A 16,963-nucleotide genomic window follows, 5' to 3' on the forward strand; every position below is an offset into this window, starting at 1 on the left:
GAAAGTATGTTTGCCTGGGTCACTTTATTAACACAACCCGATTATCTGGTGGGCGTGCAAGCGCTGCACCGTTCGTTGAAAAAAAGCGCCAGCCGCTGGCCGCTGGTGGTGATGGTCACCGATGCCATTGACCAGACGACGCGTGAAGCCTTGCAGGCCGAGGGCTGCGTCATTCATCCGGTGGTGCCGCTGACACCGCGAAGCGATCTGGCGCAGCACTATGCCTCGGCGCAGTTTGGCGAGGTGTGGAGCAAGCTGCGGGTCTGGGAATTGACCGGCTGCGAGCGCGTGGTGTTTCTCGACGCCGATATGCTGGTACTGCGCAATATGGACGAGCTTTTCACCCTCGATTTGGGTGAATATGCCCTCGCCGCCTGCCATGCCTGTCGCTGCAACCCGAATCAAATTGCCAGCTATCCCGCCAGCTGGCAGCCAGAGCATTGCCACTACACCTGGCAGGAGCGCCAGCAACCTGCCCCCGCCAACGTCGATCTGTATCTCAATGGCGGCTTTTTGGTGTTGAAACCTGATATGGCGGTCTTCCGGCAGTTGCAGGAGAAAGTTGCAGCCATTGACGATTTGCGCCGCTACCCGTTTTCCGAGCAGGATTTGCTGAATGAGGTGTTTGCCGGGCGCTGGTTGCCGTTGCCTTATATCTACAACGCGTTGAAGACCTTGCCTTTTCAGCATCCTGAGCTGTGGCACGCCGAAGAGGTTAAGAATCTGCATTATATTCTGGCGAAACCGTGGAAACGCGATTTGTATCAACCGGAGATGGAACGCGATCGCTACTATGCGCTGGATAAGTTGTGGTGGCAGATGGCGACCTGACGGCGCGCTTGAACGCGCCGTTGGGCAACGCAGAAGATTATACGGTCATCCAGCGTCGTTCGGTGGCAGATATCGCCACCGCTTCCAGCACCTTCTGAACCTGTAATCCTTCCGCGAAGTCTGGCCACATCCGGTCACCTGCGGCGATGCCGTTAATCAGATCACGAATTTCGACGGTTTTCTGATCGTTAAAACCAATACCGTGTCCGGCTGAAACGCAGAAGTTGGCATAATCCGGATGCGCCGGGCCGGTGAGAATGGTTTTAAAACCCTGACGTCCGGCCGGATCATCGTGGATATAGAGTTCCAGCTCCGCCATTCGCTCCTGGGTGTATCGCAGCGTGCCTTTGGTGCCGGTCACCACATAGGTCAGCCCCATTTTGCTGCCGCAGGCTATACGCGACGTTTCAAATACGCCATGCGCACCATTTTTGAAGCGTAGCAGCGCGCTGGCCTGATCTTCATTTTCTACCGGCAACAGGCGGCTGGCATCTTTCGGGTCCGGGCGTTGCTTAATTACCGTCATCATATCGCCACTGACTTCTGCGATATCGCCCACCAGATAGTGCGCCATATTGACGATATGCGCTGCGAGGTCACCGAGTGCGCCCAGGCCCGCCAGCGCTTTCTGGCAGTGCCAGTCGAGCGGCGTTTCCGCTTTCGCCAGATAGTCTTCGTTGTGGGTACCGTAGAAATGCACCACATCTCCAATTTCACCACGGGCAATGATTTCTCGTGCCAGTTGGCTGGTCGGGTTTTTCATATAGTTGAAGCCTACCAGGGTTTTTACCCCGGCCTGCTGTGCAGCCTGCACCATCTCTTCCGCATCGGCGACAGAGAGCGACAGCGGCTTTTCGGAATAGACATGTTTACCGTTGCGGATCGCTTCCAGCGCCATCTCTTTGTGCAGGAAGTTGGGGGCGCAGATATCCACCACATCAATATTGGGATCACGCACCAGCTCACGCCAGTCACCGGTTGAACGCGCGAAGCCAAAGGTTGCCGCCTGTTTGGCGGCCAGCGCCGGATTGACCTCCGCCAGCATCTCACGCACGATTTCGCCCTTCAGGGCAAATACCGTGGGTGCCTGCGCATAAGCGATTGCGTGACAACGACCGATGTAACCACTGCCAATCATGCCGATTCTGACTTTGTTCATACTGCACATCCTGGGTTCACAGAAGAAGTGATACGGAATATAAATTTCACCCTGAACAGCCACAACGGCCAAATGAAATATCTGTGATCATGCATGCGATGAATCTGACAAAAACGACAAATCAGAATGTAATTTTTCATAGAGTTAGTGACTACCATCACAATCAAGCTTGCCATTTATCTCCTTTATGGATGGCACGTTCCATTTTACTGCACAACCCGCTCCGGGATTTTTCTCCCACAGACCGGGAGAATGCTGCTTTCTTCAGCAGTCAGAACAATTTGTGCAAAAGGGCTTTGACAAGGCGCGGCTCGCTCGTTACTATGCGCCCCGTTCAAACGATTCCTCTGTAGTTCAGTCGGTAGAACGGCGGACTGTTAATCCGTATGTCACTGGTTCGAGTCCAGTCAGAGGAGCCAAATTTAAAAACCCGCTCAGGGAAACCTGAGCGGGTTTTTGCTTTTTTGAGTTTATCAATCACATCAAAAACATCGGTTCAGTATGGCCTGAATAGCATTAGGGATACGCTGTTCAAGTCTTGACGGGAGAGAAGTTCAGGTTTATCTCACTTATTAGCCAGTTACTGGCTAAGACGATACCAGCCAGAGAGCCAAATTTAAGAAGCCTGCTTAGGAAACTAATCAGGCTACTTGCTTTCGGATGCGGTTAGTTGTTGCCAATAGCTCAGACTTAAAGAATCAAACCGGAACTATTTTCACTTCCTATCAAATTTTTAACCTCATCAATCAAACAATTATTGTTTTTAATAAAATCGTTAAGAGTATATATCGTCTTCACAGGTTTCATTTCAACCCGGCTATCGCTAATTGCGACAGAATACACATCTGCATCCACTTTGGTATAAATTTCGTACGTCAAGCCATAGATATCTGTCAATTTTTCATCCGACTCATTTAATCTGGCTGCTATCATCCGAGTCTTCAAAAAAGCAACATCGCCATACGACGAAACAATAGCATCATGCGCAGATTGTTTTTTACATTTCACCGTCCAATATAACCCTCCCCAAAAGACATCGTTCTTACCATTACCTCTCTTTATTTTGATCATCAACTGAGGTACTCTTTCACTGGCCCCTTCACGCAAATCATAAATTAATCCAAAAAAATTCATTGGATTGTAAATGTGTATTTCAGCAATATCTTTTTCATCTAGCGTATTAAGAATGAAGTCAACCTGTCGACGCCAACGAGAATTGGAAGAAAGAAAACCATCCAACTTTTTCCTCAGCATATTAAACTGAAATTTTCTTTCCGGTGTTGTTTTCATCATGAAACTATAAGGGTGATCTCCAGAGAAACCACATGCCATTGATAGTATATCTTCATCATCAAACAGAGATCCGGTGAACATCCGGCCGAAACCAACGGGTGGGAAATGTTTCCAGGAGCTTAATGTATTATAAAGACTATGCAGCGCCAGGCCTGTATATTCTCCGACCTCTGCCGTGATACGGACTTGCTCTGTAAGAATTCTCGTTCTTAACGCATATTCTTCCCCATCCAGTTCCCACATCGGCAAAAGAGCCTCAATATCGATATGATATTTTTCGAGCTTCCGTTGAGGTAAGGTGGAAACCTCTTTTTCCAGACACACAGTGTCTGTTGTAAACATCGACCATGAAAATCCGAAAGGGTGGACTATCACGGCATCATCTCCCTCATAGTCCATTTTAATGACAACACTATTGCATGAAGGTAGCTGACTCAACGTCTTAGTAAAATCATCGTATGCCTCATCCCTGTCCTTCTGCTTTGAGAACTCAAAGAATATAAAATTATGCAAAGGACTTAAATCGCCCTTATTATACTCTGGTATCATCTCGTGAAAAACTGGAGGCTTATTCCTCTGGTAACCTACCGTATAGCCTTTAAATTCGTACTGTGAAACGCGCGCATATTCATCAAAGGCTTCTTTCAACTCTCGCCAAACGGTGGAAATCACAACGCACCTTATTTTATCCTCTTCAATATTATACTTGCTCTTCAGCATCCCCGCATACTTCATAAGCTGTTGTATGGCTGACCTTGCGGTTTGATCACTCTTTTTAATTTCAATAATAGTAAAGCAACCGAAATCATCCTTCGCTAAAATGTCTATGTACGCAACTCGCCCATTAGCTGTTTGAATAAAATATTCCTGATCAACCAACCTCAAAGACGGGTCTAGTAAATTTAGATATTTTGCTACATTCTCTCTTATTTCTTCCTCATAAACTTTCATTTTTTCTTTTCCATCTGTTTATTATCATGCCATCGAAATCTTAGGTTAATATAGAGCGTCTATTAATTAAGAGTATTATCCGAATGAAAAATCTCCAGCGCAATAAATTGCGCCGCTACGATCCACGGAGATAGACTGCCACTTCCTCCATCAGCCAACTAATAAACGCCGTCTCCTCCTCGCGCTTCTCACTCTTCTTACGCGTCACCAGCCAATACGGCCACGGGTAATCCACGCTGAACGGGCTGAGTTGCACCATTTCCCCCCGATCCAGTGCGTCCTGCACCAGCGATCGTCGTTCCAGCGCGATACCTTGTCCAAGTCGTACCGCCTGTAAAATCAGGTTTGAATCGTTAGTAACCAGGCCATTCGGTACGATCGGTTGACTCAATCCCGCCGCCTGGCACCAGTTATCCCAGGATTCGAGGGTAAAAAGGAGTTCACTGGCGGCAATTTGCTGTGGGGTCTGCGGCAGATTACCGCCATTAAACTGCGGTGACGCCACCACCAGCAGCGTATCGGCAAACAATAGCTGACTGTTGACGCCAGCCCAGTCACCTTTACCCATACGAATGGCGATATCGGTGGTGGCCTGCTGCATATCGTTGACGCTCAGGCTGGCCTGTAAGCGCAGATGAATATGTGGGAAACGTTGACGAAAGCGCGGCAGTCGCGGCATCAGCCAGTGGCTGGCGAACGAAGGCACCGCCGCCAGGCTAAGTTCGGCGCGCCGCGGTTTGACCTGCACCTGACGCGTAGCATCGGCAATGCGCCCCAGCGCTTCACGGATCTGCATCGCATATAACCGCCCTTCTTCGTTAATCTGTACTCCGCGTACCTGGCGAGTGAATAAGCGTACCCCCAACAGATCTTCTAACGCTTTAATCTGCTGGCTGATGGCCGAATGGGTAACATGCAACTCTTTCGCCGCCAAGGTAACGCTACCGAGTCTCGCTACCGCTTCAAAGCTACGCAGGCTGGCAACCGGGGGGAAATCTGCCATCACCGTTCCTCACATAATGAAAACCTAAGCCTGCCACAATAAGCGTAAGTTTTACTAACAAAAACGCTTAGAAAGCGTCGCTGGCTGAATCACGGCGGCTGGGGTACTGTCTGGGCAAAGAAACTGAGGATTTACAAGGAGTCATGATGAAACTGATTGGTATGCTGGATTCCCCTTATGTACGCCGCGTGGCAATTTCCCTCGCGCATTACGGCATGGCGTTTGAACATCAGTCGCTGTCGGTGTTTCGTCACTTTGATCAGTTCGCGCAGATTAATGGTGTGGTCAAAGCCCCCACGCTGGTGCTGGCCGATGGCAGCACGCTGATGGATTCGTCGCTGATTCTGCATTATCTGGAAAGTCAGGCCGCTACGTCCCGCAAATTGCTTCCCACAGCGCCGACTGCGCTGGCTAAAGATACCCAGATTCTCGGGCTGGCGTTGGCCGCCAGTGATAAAGCGGTGCAATTCCAGTACGAATGCACGTTACGACCAGAAGAGAAGCAGCATCAACCGTGGCTCGACCGCGTGACGCAGCAACTGCTGACGGCCTGTAAAGCCTGGAATGCCGAGCTGGAACAACGCGAGATCAATCCGCAACAGCCGGATCAGGTGGCGATCAGCAGCGCGGTGATTTGGGGATTTATTCAGTCGATTATTCCGCAGGTGGTGCCGGCAGAACATTATCCGCGTTTGCAGCAGGTGGCGCAGCAGATGGAAGACACCGCGTTATTTGCCCACTATCCGCCGGTGTAAAAAATGAAGGTGCGCATAATGCGCACCGATAAAATATCGCAGGATTTTGGAGCGGCGCGTTTTTGCGTTAACGCCAGCCCAGCTCCGGGGCCACATGGGTCAGGATCGCTTCCATCACATGCGCACAGTAATCCACCCCAAGCTGGTTCGGAATGGTCAGCAACAGCGTATCGGCTTCGGCAATCGCCTCATCCTGCGCCAGCTGTTTGATCAGCTGTTCCGGCTCTGCCGCATAGCTGCGACCAAAGATAGCGCGGGTTTTCTCATCGAGGAAACCGACGGAATCCTGATCCTGGCCGCTGCGACCAAAATAGGCACGGTCGATATCATTGGTCAGAGCAAAAATGCTGCGGCTGACGGAAACACGCGGCGTGCGCTGATGACCGGCTGCCTGCCAGGCTTCACGGTACGCGCGAATTTGTTTCGCCTGCTGGATATGGAACGGCTCACCGGTTTCATCATCTTTCAGCGTTGAACTTTGCAGGTTCATCCCCTGCTGCGCGGCCCAGATGGCGGTTGCGTTCGAGCCGGAACCCCACCAGATACGCTCACGCAGGCCTTCAGAGAAAGGCTCCAGGCGCAGTAGCCCCGGTGGATTTGGGAACATCGGCTGTGGATTGGGTTTAGCAAAGCCTTCACCACGCAACACTTCCAGCAACTCCTCGGTATGACGACGTCCCATATCGGCATCGCTTTCGCCGTCTTTCGGGTTAAAGCCAAAGTAGCGATAACCTTCAACCACCTGCTCCGGCGAGCCACGGCTGATACCCAATTGCAGACGGCCATTGGAGATCAGGTCGGCGGCGCCGGCATCTTCCGCCATGTACAGCGGGTTTTCGTAGCGCATATCAATCACGCCAGTACCAATCTCGATGCTTTTGGTACGCGCACCCACAGCGGCCAGCAAGGGGAACGGAGAACTTAACTGACGGGCAAAGTGGTGCACGCGATAGTAAGCACCATCGGCACCTAACTCTTCAGCGGCCACGGCCAAATCGATAGATTGCAACAACACATCCTGCGCAGAACGGGTGGCGGATTGTGATGATGGCGTCCAGTGACCAAAGGATAAAAAGCCAATCTTTTTCATGGAACTGTTCTCCTCGCGGGCGGGTTACGCCCCGGCGTAAGTAAGTCGTTTTCGATGCTGAAAGGTTACGTCAGCCGCGTCCGTACTGATAGCCAATTGTTTTCACCCGCTTCATCAAGTTTTTCGACATAAGTAAGAAAATTAAGGTCTTTGTGTTTTTTTTGACCTTGCCGCATCGTCTGGCGACACCCTTTCAGCCAGCAGGACAATGTCGCCATCATGCCCAAAGGTTCTTCCGCCTATATCAACGCACAACAACGTGAACAGGTTCATCAATTGGCGCGTAGCTGGTTATGGCGCAGTGAACTGCCAACCTGGCTGCTGATGCTGGCGGTGTATGGTGGTTGGTTTGGCACGTTATTTTTCGGGCAACATCTTGGCTGGCTGCCGACAACGTTGCTGATGATTATCTTTACCACCTGGTATATGTCGTTACAGCATGAGTTGATCCACGGTCACCCTACCCGCTGGCCGCGCCTTAATCAGTTGTTCGGCACCCTGCCGCTGGCGGTGTGGTATCCCTATGGCCTGTATCGCGATTCACATCTGGCGCACCATCGTAACCACACCCTGACCGATCCCGATGACGACCCGGAAAGCTATTATCTGACACCGCAACATTGGGCGCGCTTGCAGCCCTGGCAGCGCCGGGTGATCCATCTGCGTAATACGTTCACCGGACGGCTGCTGCTGGGGCCATTGCTGGACATTCTTGCGACGCTGCGAGCGCTGCTGCTGGCGTTTCGTCAGCGCGACAGGCAGGCCATCGTCATGTGGGTGATTCACCTCAGCCTGTTGGCTGGGTTGTTCTGGTGGCTGGCGCAATGGGGTTATTCACCGCTGTGGTTAGTGCTGGCGGTGAGTTATCCGGCGCTGGCGCTGACCAAAGTCCGGTCTTTCTATGAACATCGCGCCGAGGAGGAACCGCTGGCGCGTTCGGTGAATAACGAAGCGGGGCTGGTGTGGCGCTTGCTGTTTCTCAACCTCAACTATCATTCAGTACATCACGATCTGCCGGGCCTGCCGTGGTATGGCCTGCGTCGCGTTTACCTGCTTCATCGCGAGGACTATTTCCAACGCAACCAGGGGTTTCGCGTCGCGGGTTATGGCGAATGGCTGCGACGCTTTTGGGCCAGACCGGTTGCGGTTAACGCCCACCCGGCTCGCAAACAGGATGTACGCCATGACTAAAACGTTTTCCTTACCGATGTACGATATCAACCATGCCACCACCGAAGCGTTGACGGATGCGCTGGTGCAATTGCTGGCAGCGCGCGGCGTGGCAGCCCGCGTGGCGTGGCACAGCGATCTGCTGCCGCACTGGCGCGATCACGACTTGTTGCTGAGCCAGACCTGTGGCTACCCATTGGTAAAACTGCTGCCGGATGTGCAACTGGTGGGCGCATTTCAATCCAGCGCACCAGGTTGTGAAGGTTTGCGTTATCGCAGCTGGCTGGTGGTTCGCGCGGAGGATGCAGCGCTGACGCTGGCCGATTTTCGTGGTCGCCGGGCGGTGTGCAACAGCGATGATTCGCACTCCGGCTACAACTCGCTGCGTTACGTGGTGGCCCCGTTGGCGCAGCAGGGAAGATTCTTTGCCGAAACAGGTTTCAGCGGCAGCCATCGCCAGTCGCTGGCCGCCCTGCGTCATCAGCAGGCGGATATTGCCGCCATTGATTGCATCACCTGGGCATTGTTGCTGCACAATTTTCCCGAGGAGCTGGCCGGGTTAACGATTATTGGTGAAACGCCGTTGTGTGCTGCGCTGCCGCTGATTACCGCCGCCAGCACCGATCAACCGACGCTGACCGCCTTACGTAGCGCCTTGACGCAGTTGGTGCAGGATGAGGCTTATCGGGAACTGTGCGCAACCAGCCTGATCGGCGGCTTCGCTACGCCGGATCGCGCCTTTTACGATGAAGTGTTGCAGTGGGAGCAGCAGGCCGCCACGCTTGGCGTGACGGCGCTGTAAGTTTAATGGCGTGCCGCGATGATCGCGTCGGCGACGTTTTTCGGTGCTTCGGCGTAGTGGTTGAATTCCATGCTGTAGGTAGCACGGCCCTGCGACATCGAACGCAGCGTGGTGGAGTAACCAAACATCTCCGCCAGCGGCACTTCGGCGTGAATAATTCGCGCGCCAAAGCGTTCTTCCATGCCCTGCAAGGTGCCACGGCGTGAAGAGAGATCGCCCATCACGTTACCGGCATACTCTTCCGGGGTTTCCACTTCCACCTGCATTACCGGTTCGAGGATCACCGGATCGGCCTGTTTTGCCGCCGCTTTGAAGCCGAAAATGGCGGCCATGCGGAATGCCATCTCGGAGGAGTCAACATCATGGTACGAACCAAAGGTCAGGGTGGCTTTGACGTCTACCACCGGATATCCCGCCAGCACGCCGCTGTTCAGTGCTTCACGAATCCCCTTCTCGACCGAAGGAATAAATTCACGCGGCACCACACCGCCTTTGGTGGCATCTTCGAAGGCAAAACCGGCCCCAGGCTGCTGCGGTTCCAGCGTCAGCACCACATGGCCGTACTGACCTTTACCACCTGACTGGCGCACAAACTTACCTTCAACATCGCGTACCGTTTTGCGGATGGTTTCGCGGTAAGTCACCTGCGGGCGGCCAATATTGGCCTCCACGCCAAACTCGCGTTTCATGCGGTCAACGATGATTTCTAGATGCAGCTCACCCATACCGGAAATAATGGTCTGGCCCGATTCTTCATCGGTATGCAGGCGGAACGACGGATCCTCCGCCGCCAGACGCTGCAACGCCAGCCCCATTTTTTCCTGGTCGCTTTTGGTCTTCGGCTCAATCGACAGCGAAATCACCGGATCCGGGAAGTCCATACGTTCCAGGGTGATGACCGCATTCGGGTCACACAGGGTTTCCCCGGTCGTGACCTCTTTCAGGCCGACGCAGGCGGCGATATCACCGGCGCGAATTTCTTCGATCTCGATGCGATCGTTCGCCTGCATTTGTACGATACGCCCGATGCGTTCTTTTCGTCCTTTCACCGCATTCCATACGCTGTCGCCTTTACGCAGCACGCCGGAATAGACGCGCACAAAAGTCAGCTGGCCAACGTAGGGGTCGCTCATTAATTTGAATGCCAGCGCCGAGAACGGTTCGTCATCATCAGCATGACGTTCAGCATGTTCGCCGTGCTCATCAATACCCGCCACCGGGGGTACATCCACCGGTGACGGCATCAGCTCAACCACCGCATCCAGCATGCGTTGCACGCCTTTATTTTTAAACGCACTGCCGCACAGCATCGGCTGGATCTGGTTCAGCAAGGTACGCTGGCGCAGACCGGCAATCACCTGCTCCTCGCTCAGGTCGCCCTGCTCAAGATACACATCCATCAAGGCGTCACTGGCTTCTGCGGCGGCAGCCACCATATTTTCACGCCACTCGGCGGCCAGCGCCTGTAATTCGTCCGGGATCGCGGCGTAGCTGAAGGTCATACCCTGCGTGGCATCGTCCCAGTAAATGGCGCGCATTTTGGTGAGATCCACCACGCCGGTAAAGTGCTCCTCGGCACCAATCGGGATCACAATCGGCACCGGATGGGCGTGCAGACGATCTTTCATCATCTGCACCACGCGGAAGAAATCCGCGCCCTGGCGGTCCATCTTGTTGACGAAGGCAATGCGCGGCACATGATATTTGTTGGCCTGACGCCAGACGGTTTCTGATTGCGGCTGCACGCCACCCACGGCGTCATACACCATCACGGCGCCATCCAGCACACGCATTGAACGTTCCACTTCGATAGTGAAATCGACGTGTCCGGGGGTATCGATAATGTTGATACGGTGCGGCGCAAAGCTGCCATCCATACCGGGCCAGTAGCAGCTTACCGCTGCCGAGGTGATGGTAATACCTCGCTCCTGCTCCTGTGCCATCCAGTCGGTGGTTGCCGCGCCATCGTGCACTTCACCCAGCTTATGACTCATCCCGGTATAAAACAGGATGCGCTCGGTGGTGGTAGTTTTACCGGCATCGATGTGCGCGGAAATGCCGATATTGCGATAACGTTCGATGGGTAGCGGTCGGGGCATGATGCGTCCTTAGTCAGTTCGACGGAAAAAGGCGGGCACCATTGCCCGCCGTTGCCAATCAGCTTAGACCTCGCGCAGGAAGAAATGCGAACAGATTGAGCTGTTTTTCATCAGTCCTTTACATGCATACGCATTTGTCCACTGGCATCCCTCAGCGCTGCGTTTTAAGGTAGGGGTCTCATTCACAACGGGAAACACAACCATGCGCATTCTGGTAGTCGGCGCCGGCGCAACCGGCGGGTATTTCGGTGCGCGTCTGGCGCAAGCAGGACGTGATGTGACTTTTCTGGTGCGCGAGCGCCGTTTTCAGCAGTTAAAAGCGAACGGGATGGTGCTGAAAACCCCCGACAGTACTGAAACCCTGCATCCGCAACTGGTACAGGCCGGCACGCTGGACGGCAGCTATGACCTGATTATCCTGACGGTAAAAAGTTTTGGTCTGGCGCAGGCGATGGAGGATATCGCCCCGGCTGTCGGCCCTGACACCCTGATTATGCCAATTCTCAACGGCATGCGGCATATCGATACGTTGCAAAAACGTTTTGGCGACAAGGTGATTGGCGGCCTGTGTAAAATCAACGCCACCCTCGGTGAGAACGGCGAAGTGGTGCAGATGACGCCGCTGCATATCCTGTACTACGGGGCGCTGAACGGCGTGAATGACGCGCGTCTGCAACGGGTGGATGAGACGTTGCGCGGTGCGCAGTTCAACACCGTGTTTGCCGACAACATCAGCAGTGAGCTGTGGGAGAAGTGGTTGCTGCTGAGTACGCTGGGAGCCGTGTGCTGCCTCGGGCGCGGCAATACTCAGCAAATCCTGACATCACAGGGCGGGGAAGCGTTGTTGCAGGGCATCTTCGGTGAGGTGCTGAAGGTGATCAGCGCCGAAGGCTATCTGGAGCGTCCGGCGGTGACGGCGAAGATTCTTGAGACGCTGAATAATCCGGCCACACCGATGACCTCTTCGATGTACCGTGACCTGACCCAGGGCTTTGATATTGAGGCGGATCAGATCATCGGTGACCTGGTGGCGCGCGCCACGCGCAACGGGGTGGCTACGCCGCTGCTAAATGCGGTGTATGTTAATTTGCAGGTGTATCTGAAGAACCGGTAATCGCCAACCGTAGCGGCGCGATTTATCGCGCGGGTCTTTCCTGCACAGCGCACGAAATTGCGCGATAAATCGCGCCGCTACGCCCATTAAATATCCTGCACTGACCAGATCGCCGGGTTGCCAATCCGGGCGCGCAAGGCATCAAGAAACAGGGTGACGCGGGCCGGGGGATGACGTAACGCGCGTAGCGCGTAGATCCCGGTTGCCGCCTGCGGCTGTGCCGACCACTCAGGAAAAATCTGCTGCAAAACCCCGGCCTTGATGTCCTCCCCAACCACCCAGTCGGGGAGATAAGCGATTCCTAGTCCCTCCACCGCCGCCAGCCGCATCCCTTCAAAATCATCACAGCCAAAAACCGGTGCGGTGTTGGATGCCCGTGTCGGATGCCCCAGCACCGCAGACCAACCCAACAGGTCGGAGCCATGTAATTTGTCGATCAGCCGATGTGCGGCCAGATCGGCCAGTGTGGCTGGTTCCCCCTGCTGCGCCAGATATGCCGGACTGGCGCACAACACGCGGGTCTGGACAGCAATGCGGCTGCCAATCAGGGTACTGTCCGCCATATCCCCGATGCGGATCACCAGATCCAGACGTTCCGCTACCGGGTCGGCCAGACGTTCGGTCAGATCCAGCTCCAGCCGTAAATCCGGGTGCTGACGGGCCAGTTCCCCCATCACCGGCAGCACGTAGCGCTTGCCAAAGGTCGGGTAGCAGGCCACGCGCAAAATCCCGGTGACTTCCCCTTTCATCGACGCCAGCTCCTGCTGCGCATCCACCAGCGAATCCAGAATCTGTCTGGCACGGATCAACAAGGCTTCACCGGCATCCGTCAGGGTGAGATGGCGGGTGGAGCGCAGAAACAACGGCGTATCAAGATGCGCTTCCAGTGCATCAATCTGACGACCAATCGACGAGGGGGTGCGGCCACGCCGCCGACCAGCAGCGGAAAAACTACTCTCGCGTGCGACGTCAACGAAGACGCCAAGGAACTCGGCAAATTTCTCTGATTGCATCTGTGCATTTCTTGCATAGCTGTTGTGGGGAGAGGCCATCTTATCAGCGAAGCTCGCCGGGCTTAACCTTCTTCTCAACGCAAATCAACAACATCATCCATCTGAGGAAGAAGACCATGCAAAACCCAACTTATGATTCACTTTACCTGTTCATCAATGGCAAGTGGCTGAACGCCGACGACCGCGATACCGCCGCCGTGGTAAACCCGGCGACTGGCAACGTACTTGGCCGCCTGCCGCTGGCGACCGAAGCTGACCTGGCGCTGGCGCTGGATGTTGCGCGTGACAGCTTTGACGTCTGGCGTCACACCGTCCCCGCTGAACGGGCGCGCATTATGAAGCGTGCAGCGGAACTGATGCGTGAACGCGCTGAGCATATCGCCACGCAGATGACCCTCGAAGAGGGCAAGCCGCTGACCGAGAGCCGTGATGAAGTGCTGCGCGCCGCCGAATACTTCGAATGGTTCGCCGAAGAAGCCCGCCGTATTCATGGCCGCGTGGTGCCCGCCAATCGTCCCGGCGTGCAGCAACTGGTGAAACGTCAGGCCATTGGCCCGGTCGCCGCTTTCACCCCGTGGAACTTCCCGGCTATCACCCCGGCACGCAAATTGTCTGCCGCGCTGGCTGCGGGATGCAGCGTGATTCTGAAACCCGGTGAGGAAAGCCCGGCAACGGCACTGGCGCTGGCGCGCTGTCTCGACGATGCCGGCCTGCCAAAAGGGGTGCTGCAAATTGTCTTTGGCGTACCGGATAAAGTCTCTTCCCAGCTCATCGCCTCACCGATCATTCGTAAGGTGGCCTTCACCGGTTCGGTTCCGGTCGGTCGTCTGCTGTCAGAACGTGCCGCCGCCGGGGTAAAACCCATCACGCTGGAGCTGGGGGGACACGGTCCGGTGTTGGTGTTTGCCGATGCCGATATCGATGCCGCAGCAACCGGGGGCGCCGCAAATCGCTTCCGTGGCACCGGCCAAATCTGTATCTCTTCCACCCGCTTTCTGATCCAGCGTCCGGTATATGAACGCTTTGTCACGGCCTTTGTCGCCGCAACCGAGAAGCTGGTGATTGGTGACGGTATGGCGGCAGGAACCCAGGTTGGCCCGCTGGCGAATCAACGTCAGCTGGAGAAGATGGAATTGCTGGTGGCGGATGCCGTCGCCCAGGGAGCAAAAGTACTGATCGGCGGCAAACGTATTGCGGGTCCCGGTTATTTCTTCCAACCCACCGTGCTGGCGGATGTGCCGATGAGCGCCCGCATCATGCATGAAGAACCGTTTGGCCCGATTGCCGTGATGCGCCCCTTCGACGCGCTGGAAGACGGCCTGGCAGAAGCCAATCGCCTGCCCTACGCACTGTCTGCCTATGCCTTTACCCGTGATGCCCGTACCGCCATTGATGTCGGCGATGGCCTCGAAGCCGGGATGATCGGCATCAATCAGTACCGCATCATTGCGACCGAGTTGCCGTTCGGCGGAATGAAGGAGAGCGGCCACGGCTCTGAAGGCGGTACCGAAGGCATTGAACATTACCTGACCAATAAATTTATCAGCCAGATTTAAGGAGATGACCATGAAACCGATTGATTTCACCAGCCCGCGCGCTGCCGCTCGTCCGTTTACCCCGAAACTGGCGGACTTTGTTGAACAGCCGCTGTATTCAGACGTCTGGAAAGATGCGGATCTGGCCCCGCGCGACCGCAGCCTGATCACCATCGCCTGTCTGATTGCACTGAACCACGCCAATGAGCTGCCCGCGCATTTACGCCGTGGTATCGAAAATGGCCTGACCCAAACCGAGTTAAGTGCCGTGATTACCCATATGGCGTTTTATGCCGGTTTCCCGGCCGCCATTACCGCGTCAGCCTATGCCAACGCCACCTTCGCCGATGACCAGAGCAATTGATAATTAAGGAAAAGACCATGAAAGCCATTACATTTGATCAGTTTGGACCGGCCGAGGTGTTAACCCTGACCGAGGTTGCAGAACCGGTTCTGCGCCCACAGGATTTACTGGTGCGCACCCGCGCCGCCGGGGTTAACCGGGCCGATCTCACCCATCGTCGTGGCGGCTATGGCCGCCCTGACTTCGGGGATTCCACCCTGATGGGGCTGGAAATCGCCGGTGATGTGATTGCCGTCGGTGCCGAAGTTTCCGGTTACAAGGTCGGTGACCGCGTAATGGGTATCGTTGGCGGTGGGGCTTACGCCGAAGTGGCGCGCATTGATTACCGCATGGCGATGCCGATCCCTGACAGCCTGAACTACGTCCAGGCAGCAGCCATCACCGAAGTGTTTGTCACCGCCAATGAAGCGCTGGTGAATCTCGGTAAATTGCAGGCAGGCGAGACGGTGTTAATCCATGCAGGGGCGGGTGGCGTAGGCGGTGCGGCGGTACAACTGGCGCATGCCATCGGGGCAACGGTGATCACCACCGCCCAGGCCAGCGCTCATCAGTTGGTACGTCGTATGGGGGCAGATTATGTTATCGATTATGTGCATGAGGATTTCGCCACGGTGGTCGACAGCCTGACGGAGAAACGCGGCGTCGATTTGATCCTCGACTTTATTGGTGCGCCCTACTTCGAACGTAACGTTAATGCGCTCAACTTCGGCGGTCGCCTGGTGCAGATTGGTATTATGGGCGGCATCGAAAATGCCAAAATTCCACTGGATCGGCTGCTGTATCGCCACCTGCAAATTTTCGGCACGGTGATGAAATCGCGCAGTCAGGAGGTCAAACACGCGATGTCACAACGCTTCCGTGAACGCTGGTTATCCGAATTTGGCAAGGAGGGACTGGCACCGATTATCGACAGTGTCTATCCCCTTGCTGAAGCAGCGGCGGCCCATCAGCGCATGGAAGAAGGCCTTAACGTCGGGAAAATCGTGTTGACGGCGTAGAAGGTTAATTATCCATTGATGCGCGACTGCACCCCTGGCAGGCGCATCAATCTTTGCCAGCCCGCTTCGACCGCTTCCGGGACATCAACATGACCGAAGAACCCTTTGCCGCGCGGGCCATAGCCGTTTTCATCATCACGCAGACGCTGCACTTCCCCCATCAGCAACGACAGAAAACGTTCCATTGACCATAACCCCTGCGGTGGCGCGCCGATAATACGCAGCATACCGGCATCCATCATCACCTGCGGGGTAAACACCGGCCAACTGATAAACTCAGGCGCATCGTCACGATCGCGCCACTGCCAGCGGAAGGTTTCCCAGGTACGACGCTGCATCAGCGGATCCTGCACCAGAATCACCCGCTGCGGCTGCCACGCCAGTTTGTCCAATAACTGCTGGCTGAAGGCCGCATTTTCGCCACAGTTGCGCGATTTCTCTTCCAGCAACAGTTGGTCGTCCGGCAACGCGGCAAACAGACGCGCCATATCGCCCAGCATCTCTGCTTCGCTTTTACCCTGAGTCGCGATTTGCCGGTACAACGGATGCGCCGCCATCATTTGCGCCAGCAGTGGCGTGGAGTGACCGATACCACCGCTGATGAGCAAAGGGAGCTGATATTTTTTGGTCAGTGCGACCACACCTTCAATATTCGGCAGCACCGCATGTCCGGCCAGAATGGCTAAATCGGCCTCCAGCGTACCCTCCTGCGGAATATGATCCAGCGCCAGCCATGCCGCCAGCGTATTGATATCCTGAATATGTTCACCATTAAGCTTCATGCTG

Annotated in this window: 15 protein-coding genes and 1 tRNA gene; 9 read left to right on the forward strand and 7 right to left on the reverse strand. The window is 55.0% G+C overall.

All coding sequences use genetic code 11. The annotated features are described in order from the left end of the window. Window positions 1–6: 6 nt before the first annotated feature. On the forward strand, window positions 7–831 hold the full coding sequence (locus tag AC6I8R_RS13295) for a glycosyltransferase family 8 protein (RefSeq protein WP_021182736.1): 825 nt from the start codon (window positions 7–9) through the stop codon (window positions 829–831). Between the two features lie 37 nt (window positions 832–868). Here the strand turns inward: AC6I8R_RS13295 and AC6I8R_RS13300 are convergent, their stop codons facing one another. After that, on the reverse strand, window positions 869–1,990 hold the full coding sequence (locus AC6I8R_RS13300; RefSeq protein ID WP_208724031.1) for a Gfo/Idh/MocA family protein: 1,122 nt from the start codon (window positions 1,988–1,990) through the stop codon (window positions 869–871). Between the two features lie 343 nt (window positions 1,991–2,333). On the opposite strand from AC6I8R_RS13300, the gene AC6I8R_RS13305 reads away from it, so the two are divergent. Next, window positions 2,334–2,409, forward strand: a tRNA-Asn gene (locus AC6I8R_RS13305). A gap of 271 nt (window positions 2,410–2,680) precedes the next feature. Here the strand turns inward: AC6I8R_RS13305 and AC6I8R_RS13310 are convergent. Continuing rightward, on the reverse strand, window positions 2,681–4,234 hold the full coding sequence (locus AC6I8R_RS13310; protein WP_497832447.1) for an endonuclease NucS domain-containing protein: 1,554 nt from the start codon (window positions 4,232–4,234) through the stop codon (window positions 2,681–2,683). A gap of 115 nt (window positions 4,235–4,349) precedes the next feature. Beyond that, on the reverse strand, window positions 4,350–5,237 hold the full coding sequence (gene gcvA, locus AC6I8R_RS13315; RefSeq protein ID WP_415173481.1) for a transcriptional regulator GcvA: 888 nt from the start codon (window positions 5,235–5,237) through the stop codon (window positions 4,350–4,352). Between the two features lie 146 nt (window positions 5,238–5,383). Between gcvA and AC6I8R_RS13320 the strand changes: the two genes are divergently transcribed. Next, complete coding sequence (locus tag AC6I8R_RS13320; RefSeq protein WP_021182732.1) at window positions 5,384–5,992, forward strand: glutathione S-transferase; 609 nt, start codon at window positions 5,384–5,386, stop codon at window positions 5,990–5,992. 67 nt (window positions 5,993–6,059) lie between these two features. Here the strand turns inward: AC6I8R_RS13320 and AC6I8R_RS13325 are convergent, their stop codons facing one another. After that, window positions 6,060–7,082, reverse strand: a complete 1,023-nt coding sequence (locus AC6I8R_RS13325; RefSeq protein ID WP_021182731.1) for an LLM class flavin-dependent oxidoreductase — start codon at window positions 7,080–7,082, stop codon at window positions 6,060–6,062. 219 nt (window positions 7,083–7,301) lie between these two features. Here AC6I8R_RS13325 and AC6I8R_RS13330 point away from each other — a divergent pair, with 219 nt between their 5' ends. Continuing rightward, window positions 7,302–8,273: a fatty acid desaturase gene (locus tag AC6I8R_RS13330; protein ID WP_497832448.1), complete on the forward strand. Its 972-nt coding sequence runs from the start codon at window positions 7,302–7,304 to the stop codon at window positions 8,271–8,273. After that, window positions 8,266–9,054 carry a phosphate/phosphite/phosphonate ABC transporter substrate-binding protein gene (locus AC6I8R_RS13335; protein WP_497832449.1) on the forward strand — a complete coding sequence of 263 codons (789 nt, stop codon included), beginning with the start codon at window positions 8,266–8,268 and terminating at the stop codon, window positions 9,052–9,054. Before AC6I8R_RS13330 ends, AC6I8R_RS13335 begins: the two co-directional genes overlap by 8 nt. Window positions 9,055–9,056: 2 nt before the next feature. Here the strand turns inward: AC6I8R_RS13335 and fusA are convergent, their stop codons facing one another. Next, window positions 9,057–11,153, reverse strand: a complete 2,097-nt coding sequence (gene fusA / locus AC6I8R_RS13340) for an elongation factor G (protein WP_415173478.1) — start codon at window positions 11,151–11,153, stop codon at window positions 9,057–9,059. A 202-nt stretch (window positions 11,154–11,355) separates the two neighbouring features. Between fusA and AC6I8R_RS13345 the strand changes: the two genes are divergently transcribed. Further along, the gene (locus tag AC6I8R_RS13345; RefSeq protein WP_021182726.1) at window positions 11,356–12,267 is read left to right on the forward strand and encodes a ketopantoate reductase family protein; all 912 of its coding nucleotides are present in this window, start codon (window positions 11,356–11,358) and stop codon (window positions 12,265–12,267) included. Window positions 12,268–12,353: 86 nt separating this feature from the next. On the opposite strand, the gene AC6I8R_RS13350 is transcribed toward AC6I8R_RS13345, so the two are convergent. Beyond that, window positions 12,354–13,280, reverse strand: coding sequence for a LysR family transcriptional regulator (locus tag AC6I8R_RS13350; protein WP_497832450.1), 927 nt, complete (start codon window positions 13,278–13,280; stop codon window positions 12,354–12,356). A gap of 116 nt (window positions 13,281–13,396) precedes the next feature. Between AC6I8R_RS13350 and AC6I8R_RS13355 the strand changes: the two genes are divergently transcribed. From AC6I8R_RS13355 to AC6I8R_RS13365, 3 genes are read left to right on the forward strand one after another with little or no spacing between them, the layout of a single operon-like run. Further along, a complete protein-coding gene (locus AC6I8R_RS13355) occupies window positions 13,397–14,836 on the forward strand; it encodes an NAD-dependent succinate-semialdehyde dehydrogenase (RefSeq protein WP_497832451.1) in 1,440 nt (479 codons plus the stop codon). 10 nt (window positions 14,837–14,846) lie between these two features. After that, complete coding sequence (locus AC6I8R_RS13360) at window positions 14,847–15,179, forward strand: carboxymuconolactone decarboxylase family protein (protein ID WP_021185921.1); 333 nt, start codon at window positions 14,847–14,849, stop codon at window positions 15,177–15,179. 17 nt (window positions 15,180–15,196) lie between these two features. Then, a complete protein-coding gene (locus AC6I8R_RS13365) occupies window positions 15,197–16,177 on the forward strand; it encodes an NAD(P)H-quinone oxidoreductase (protein ID WP_021185922.1) in 981 nt (326 codons plus the stop codon). 8 nt (window positions 16,178–16,185) lie between these two features. Here the strand turns inward: AC6I8R_RS13365 and AC6I8R_RS13370 are convergent, their stop codons facing one another. Next, a complete protein-coding gene (locus AC6I8R_RS13370; RefSeq protein ID WP_415173869.1) occupies window positions 16,186–16,959 on the reverse strand; it encodes a YdcF family protein in 774 nt (257 codons plus the stop codon). Between the last annotated feature and the right edge of the window lie 4 nt (window positions 16,960–16,963).

Source organism: Pantoea sp. X-Soil-OKNW-713 (assembly GCF_059730685.1).

Bases quoted from the DNA above. Each gene is read 5' to 3' on its own strand.
- AC6I8R_RS13295 (WP_021182736.1), top strand. From the start codon at position 7: ATGTTTGCCTGGGTCACTTTATTAACACAACCCGATTATCTGGTGGGC.
- AC6I8R_RS13300 (WP_208724031.1), bottom strand. From the start codon at position 1,990: ATGAACAAAGTCAGAATCGGCATGATTGGCAGTGGTTACATCGGTCGT.
- AC6I8R_RS13310 (WP_497832447.1), bottom strand. From the start codon at position 4,234: ATGAAAGTTTATGAGGAAGAAATAAGAGAGAATGTAGCAAAATATCTA.
- gcvA (WP_415173481.1), bottom strand. From the start codon at position 5,237: ATGGCAGATTTCCCCCCGGTTGCCAGCCTGCGTAGCTTTGAAGCGGTA.
- AC6I8R_RS13320 (WP_021182732.1), top strand. From the start codon at position 5,384: ATGAAACTGATTGGTATGCTGGATTCCCCTTATGTACGCCGCGTGGCA.
- AC6I8R_RS13325 (WP_021182731.1), bottom strand. From the start codon at position 7,082: ATGAAAAAGATTGGCTTTTTATCCTTTGGTCACTGGACGCCATCATCA.
- AC6I8R_RS13330 (WP_497832448.1), top strand. From the start codon at position 7,302: ATGCCCAAAGGTTCTTCCGCCTATATCAACGCACAACAACGTGAACAG.
- AC6I8R_RS13335 (WP_497832449.1), top strand. From the start codon at position 8,266: ATGACTAAAACGTTTTCCTTACCGATGTACGATATCAACCATGCCACC.
- fusA (WP_415173478.1), bottom strand. From the start codon at position 11,153: ATGCCCCGACCGCTACCCATCGAACGTTATCGCAATATCGGCATTTCC.
- AC6I8R_RS13345 (WP_021182726.1), top strand. From the start codon at position 11,356: ATGCGCATTCTGGTAGTCGGCGCCGGCGCAACCGGCGGGTATTTCGGT.
- AC6I8R_RS13350 (WP_497832450.1), bottom strand. From the start codon at position 13,280: ATGCAATCAGAGAAATTTGCCGAGTTCCTTGGCGTCTTCGTTGACGTC.
- AC6I8R_RS13355 (WP_497832451.1), top strand. From the start codon at position 13,397: ATGCAAAACCCAACTTATGATTCACTTTACCTGTTCATCAATGGCAAG.
- AC6I8R_RS13360 (WP_021185921.1), top strand. From the start codon at position 14,847: ATGAAACCGATTGATTTCACCAGCCCGCGCGCTGCCGCTCGTCCGTTT.
- AC6I8R_RS13365 (WP_021185922.1), top strand. From the start codon at position 15,197: ATGAAAGCCATTACATTTGATCAGTTTGGACCGGCCGAGGTGTTAACC.
- AC6I8R_RS13370 (WP_415173869.1), bottom strand. From the start codon at position 16,959: ATGAAGCTTAATGGTGAACATATTCAGGATATCAATACGCTGGCGGCA.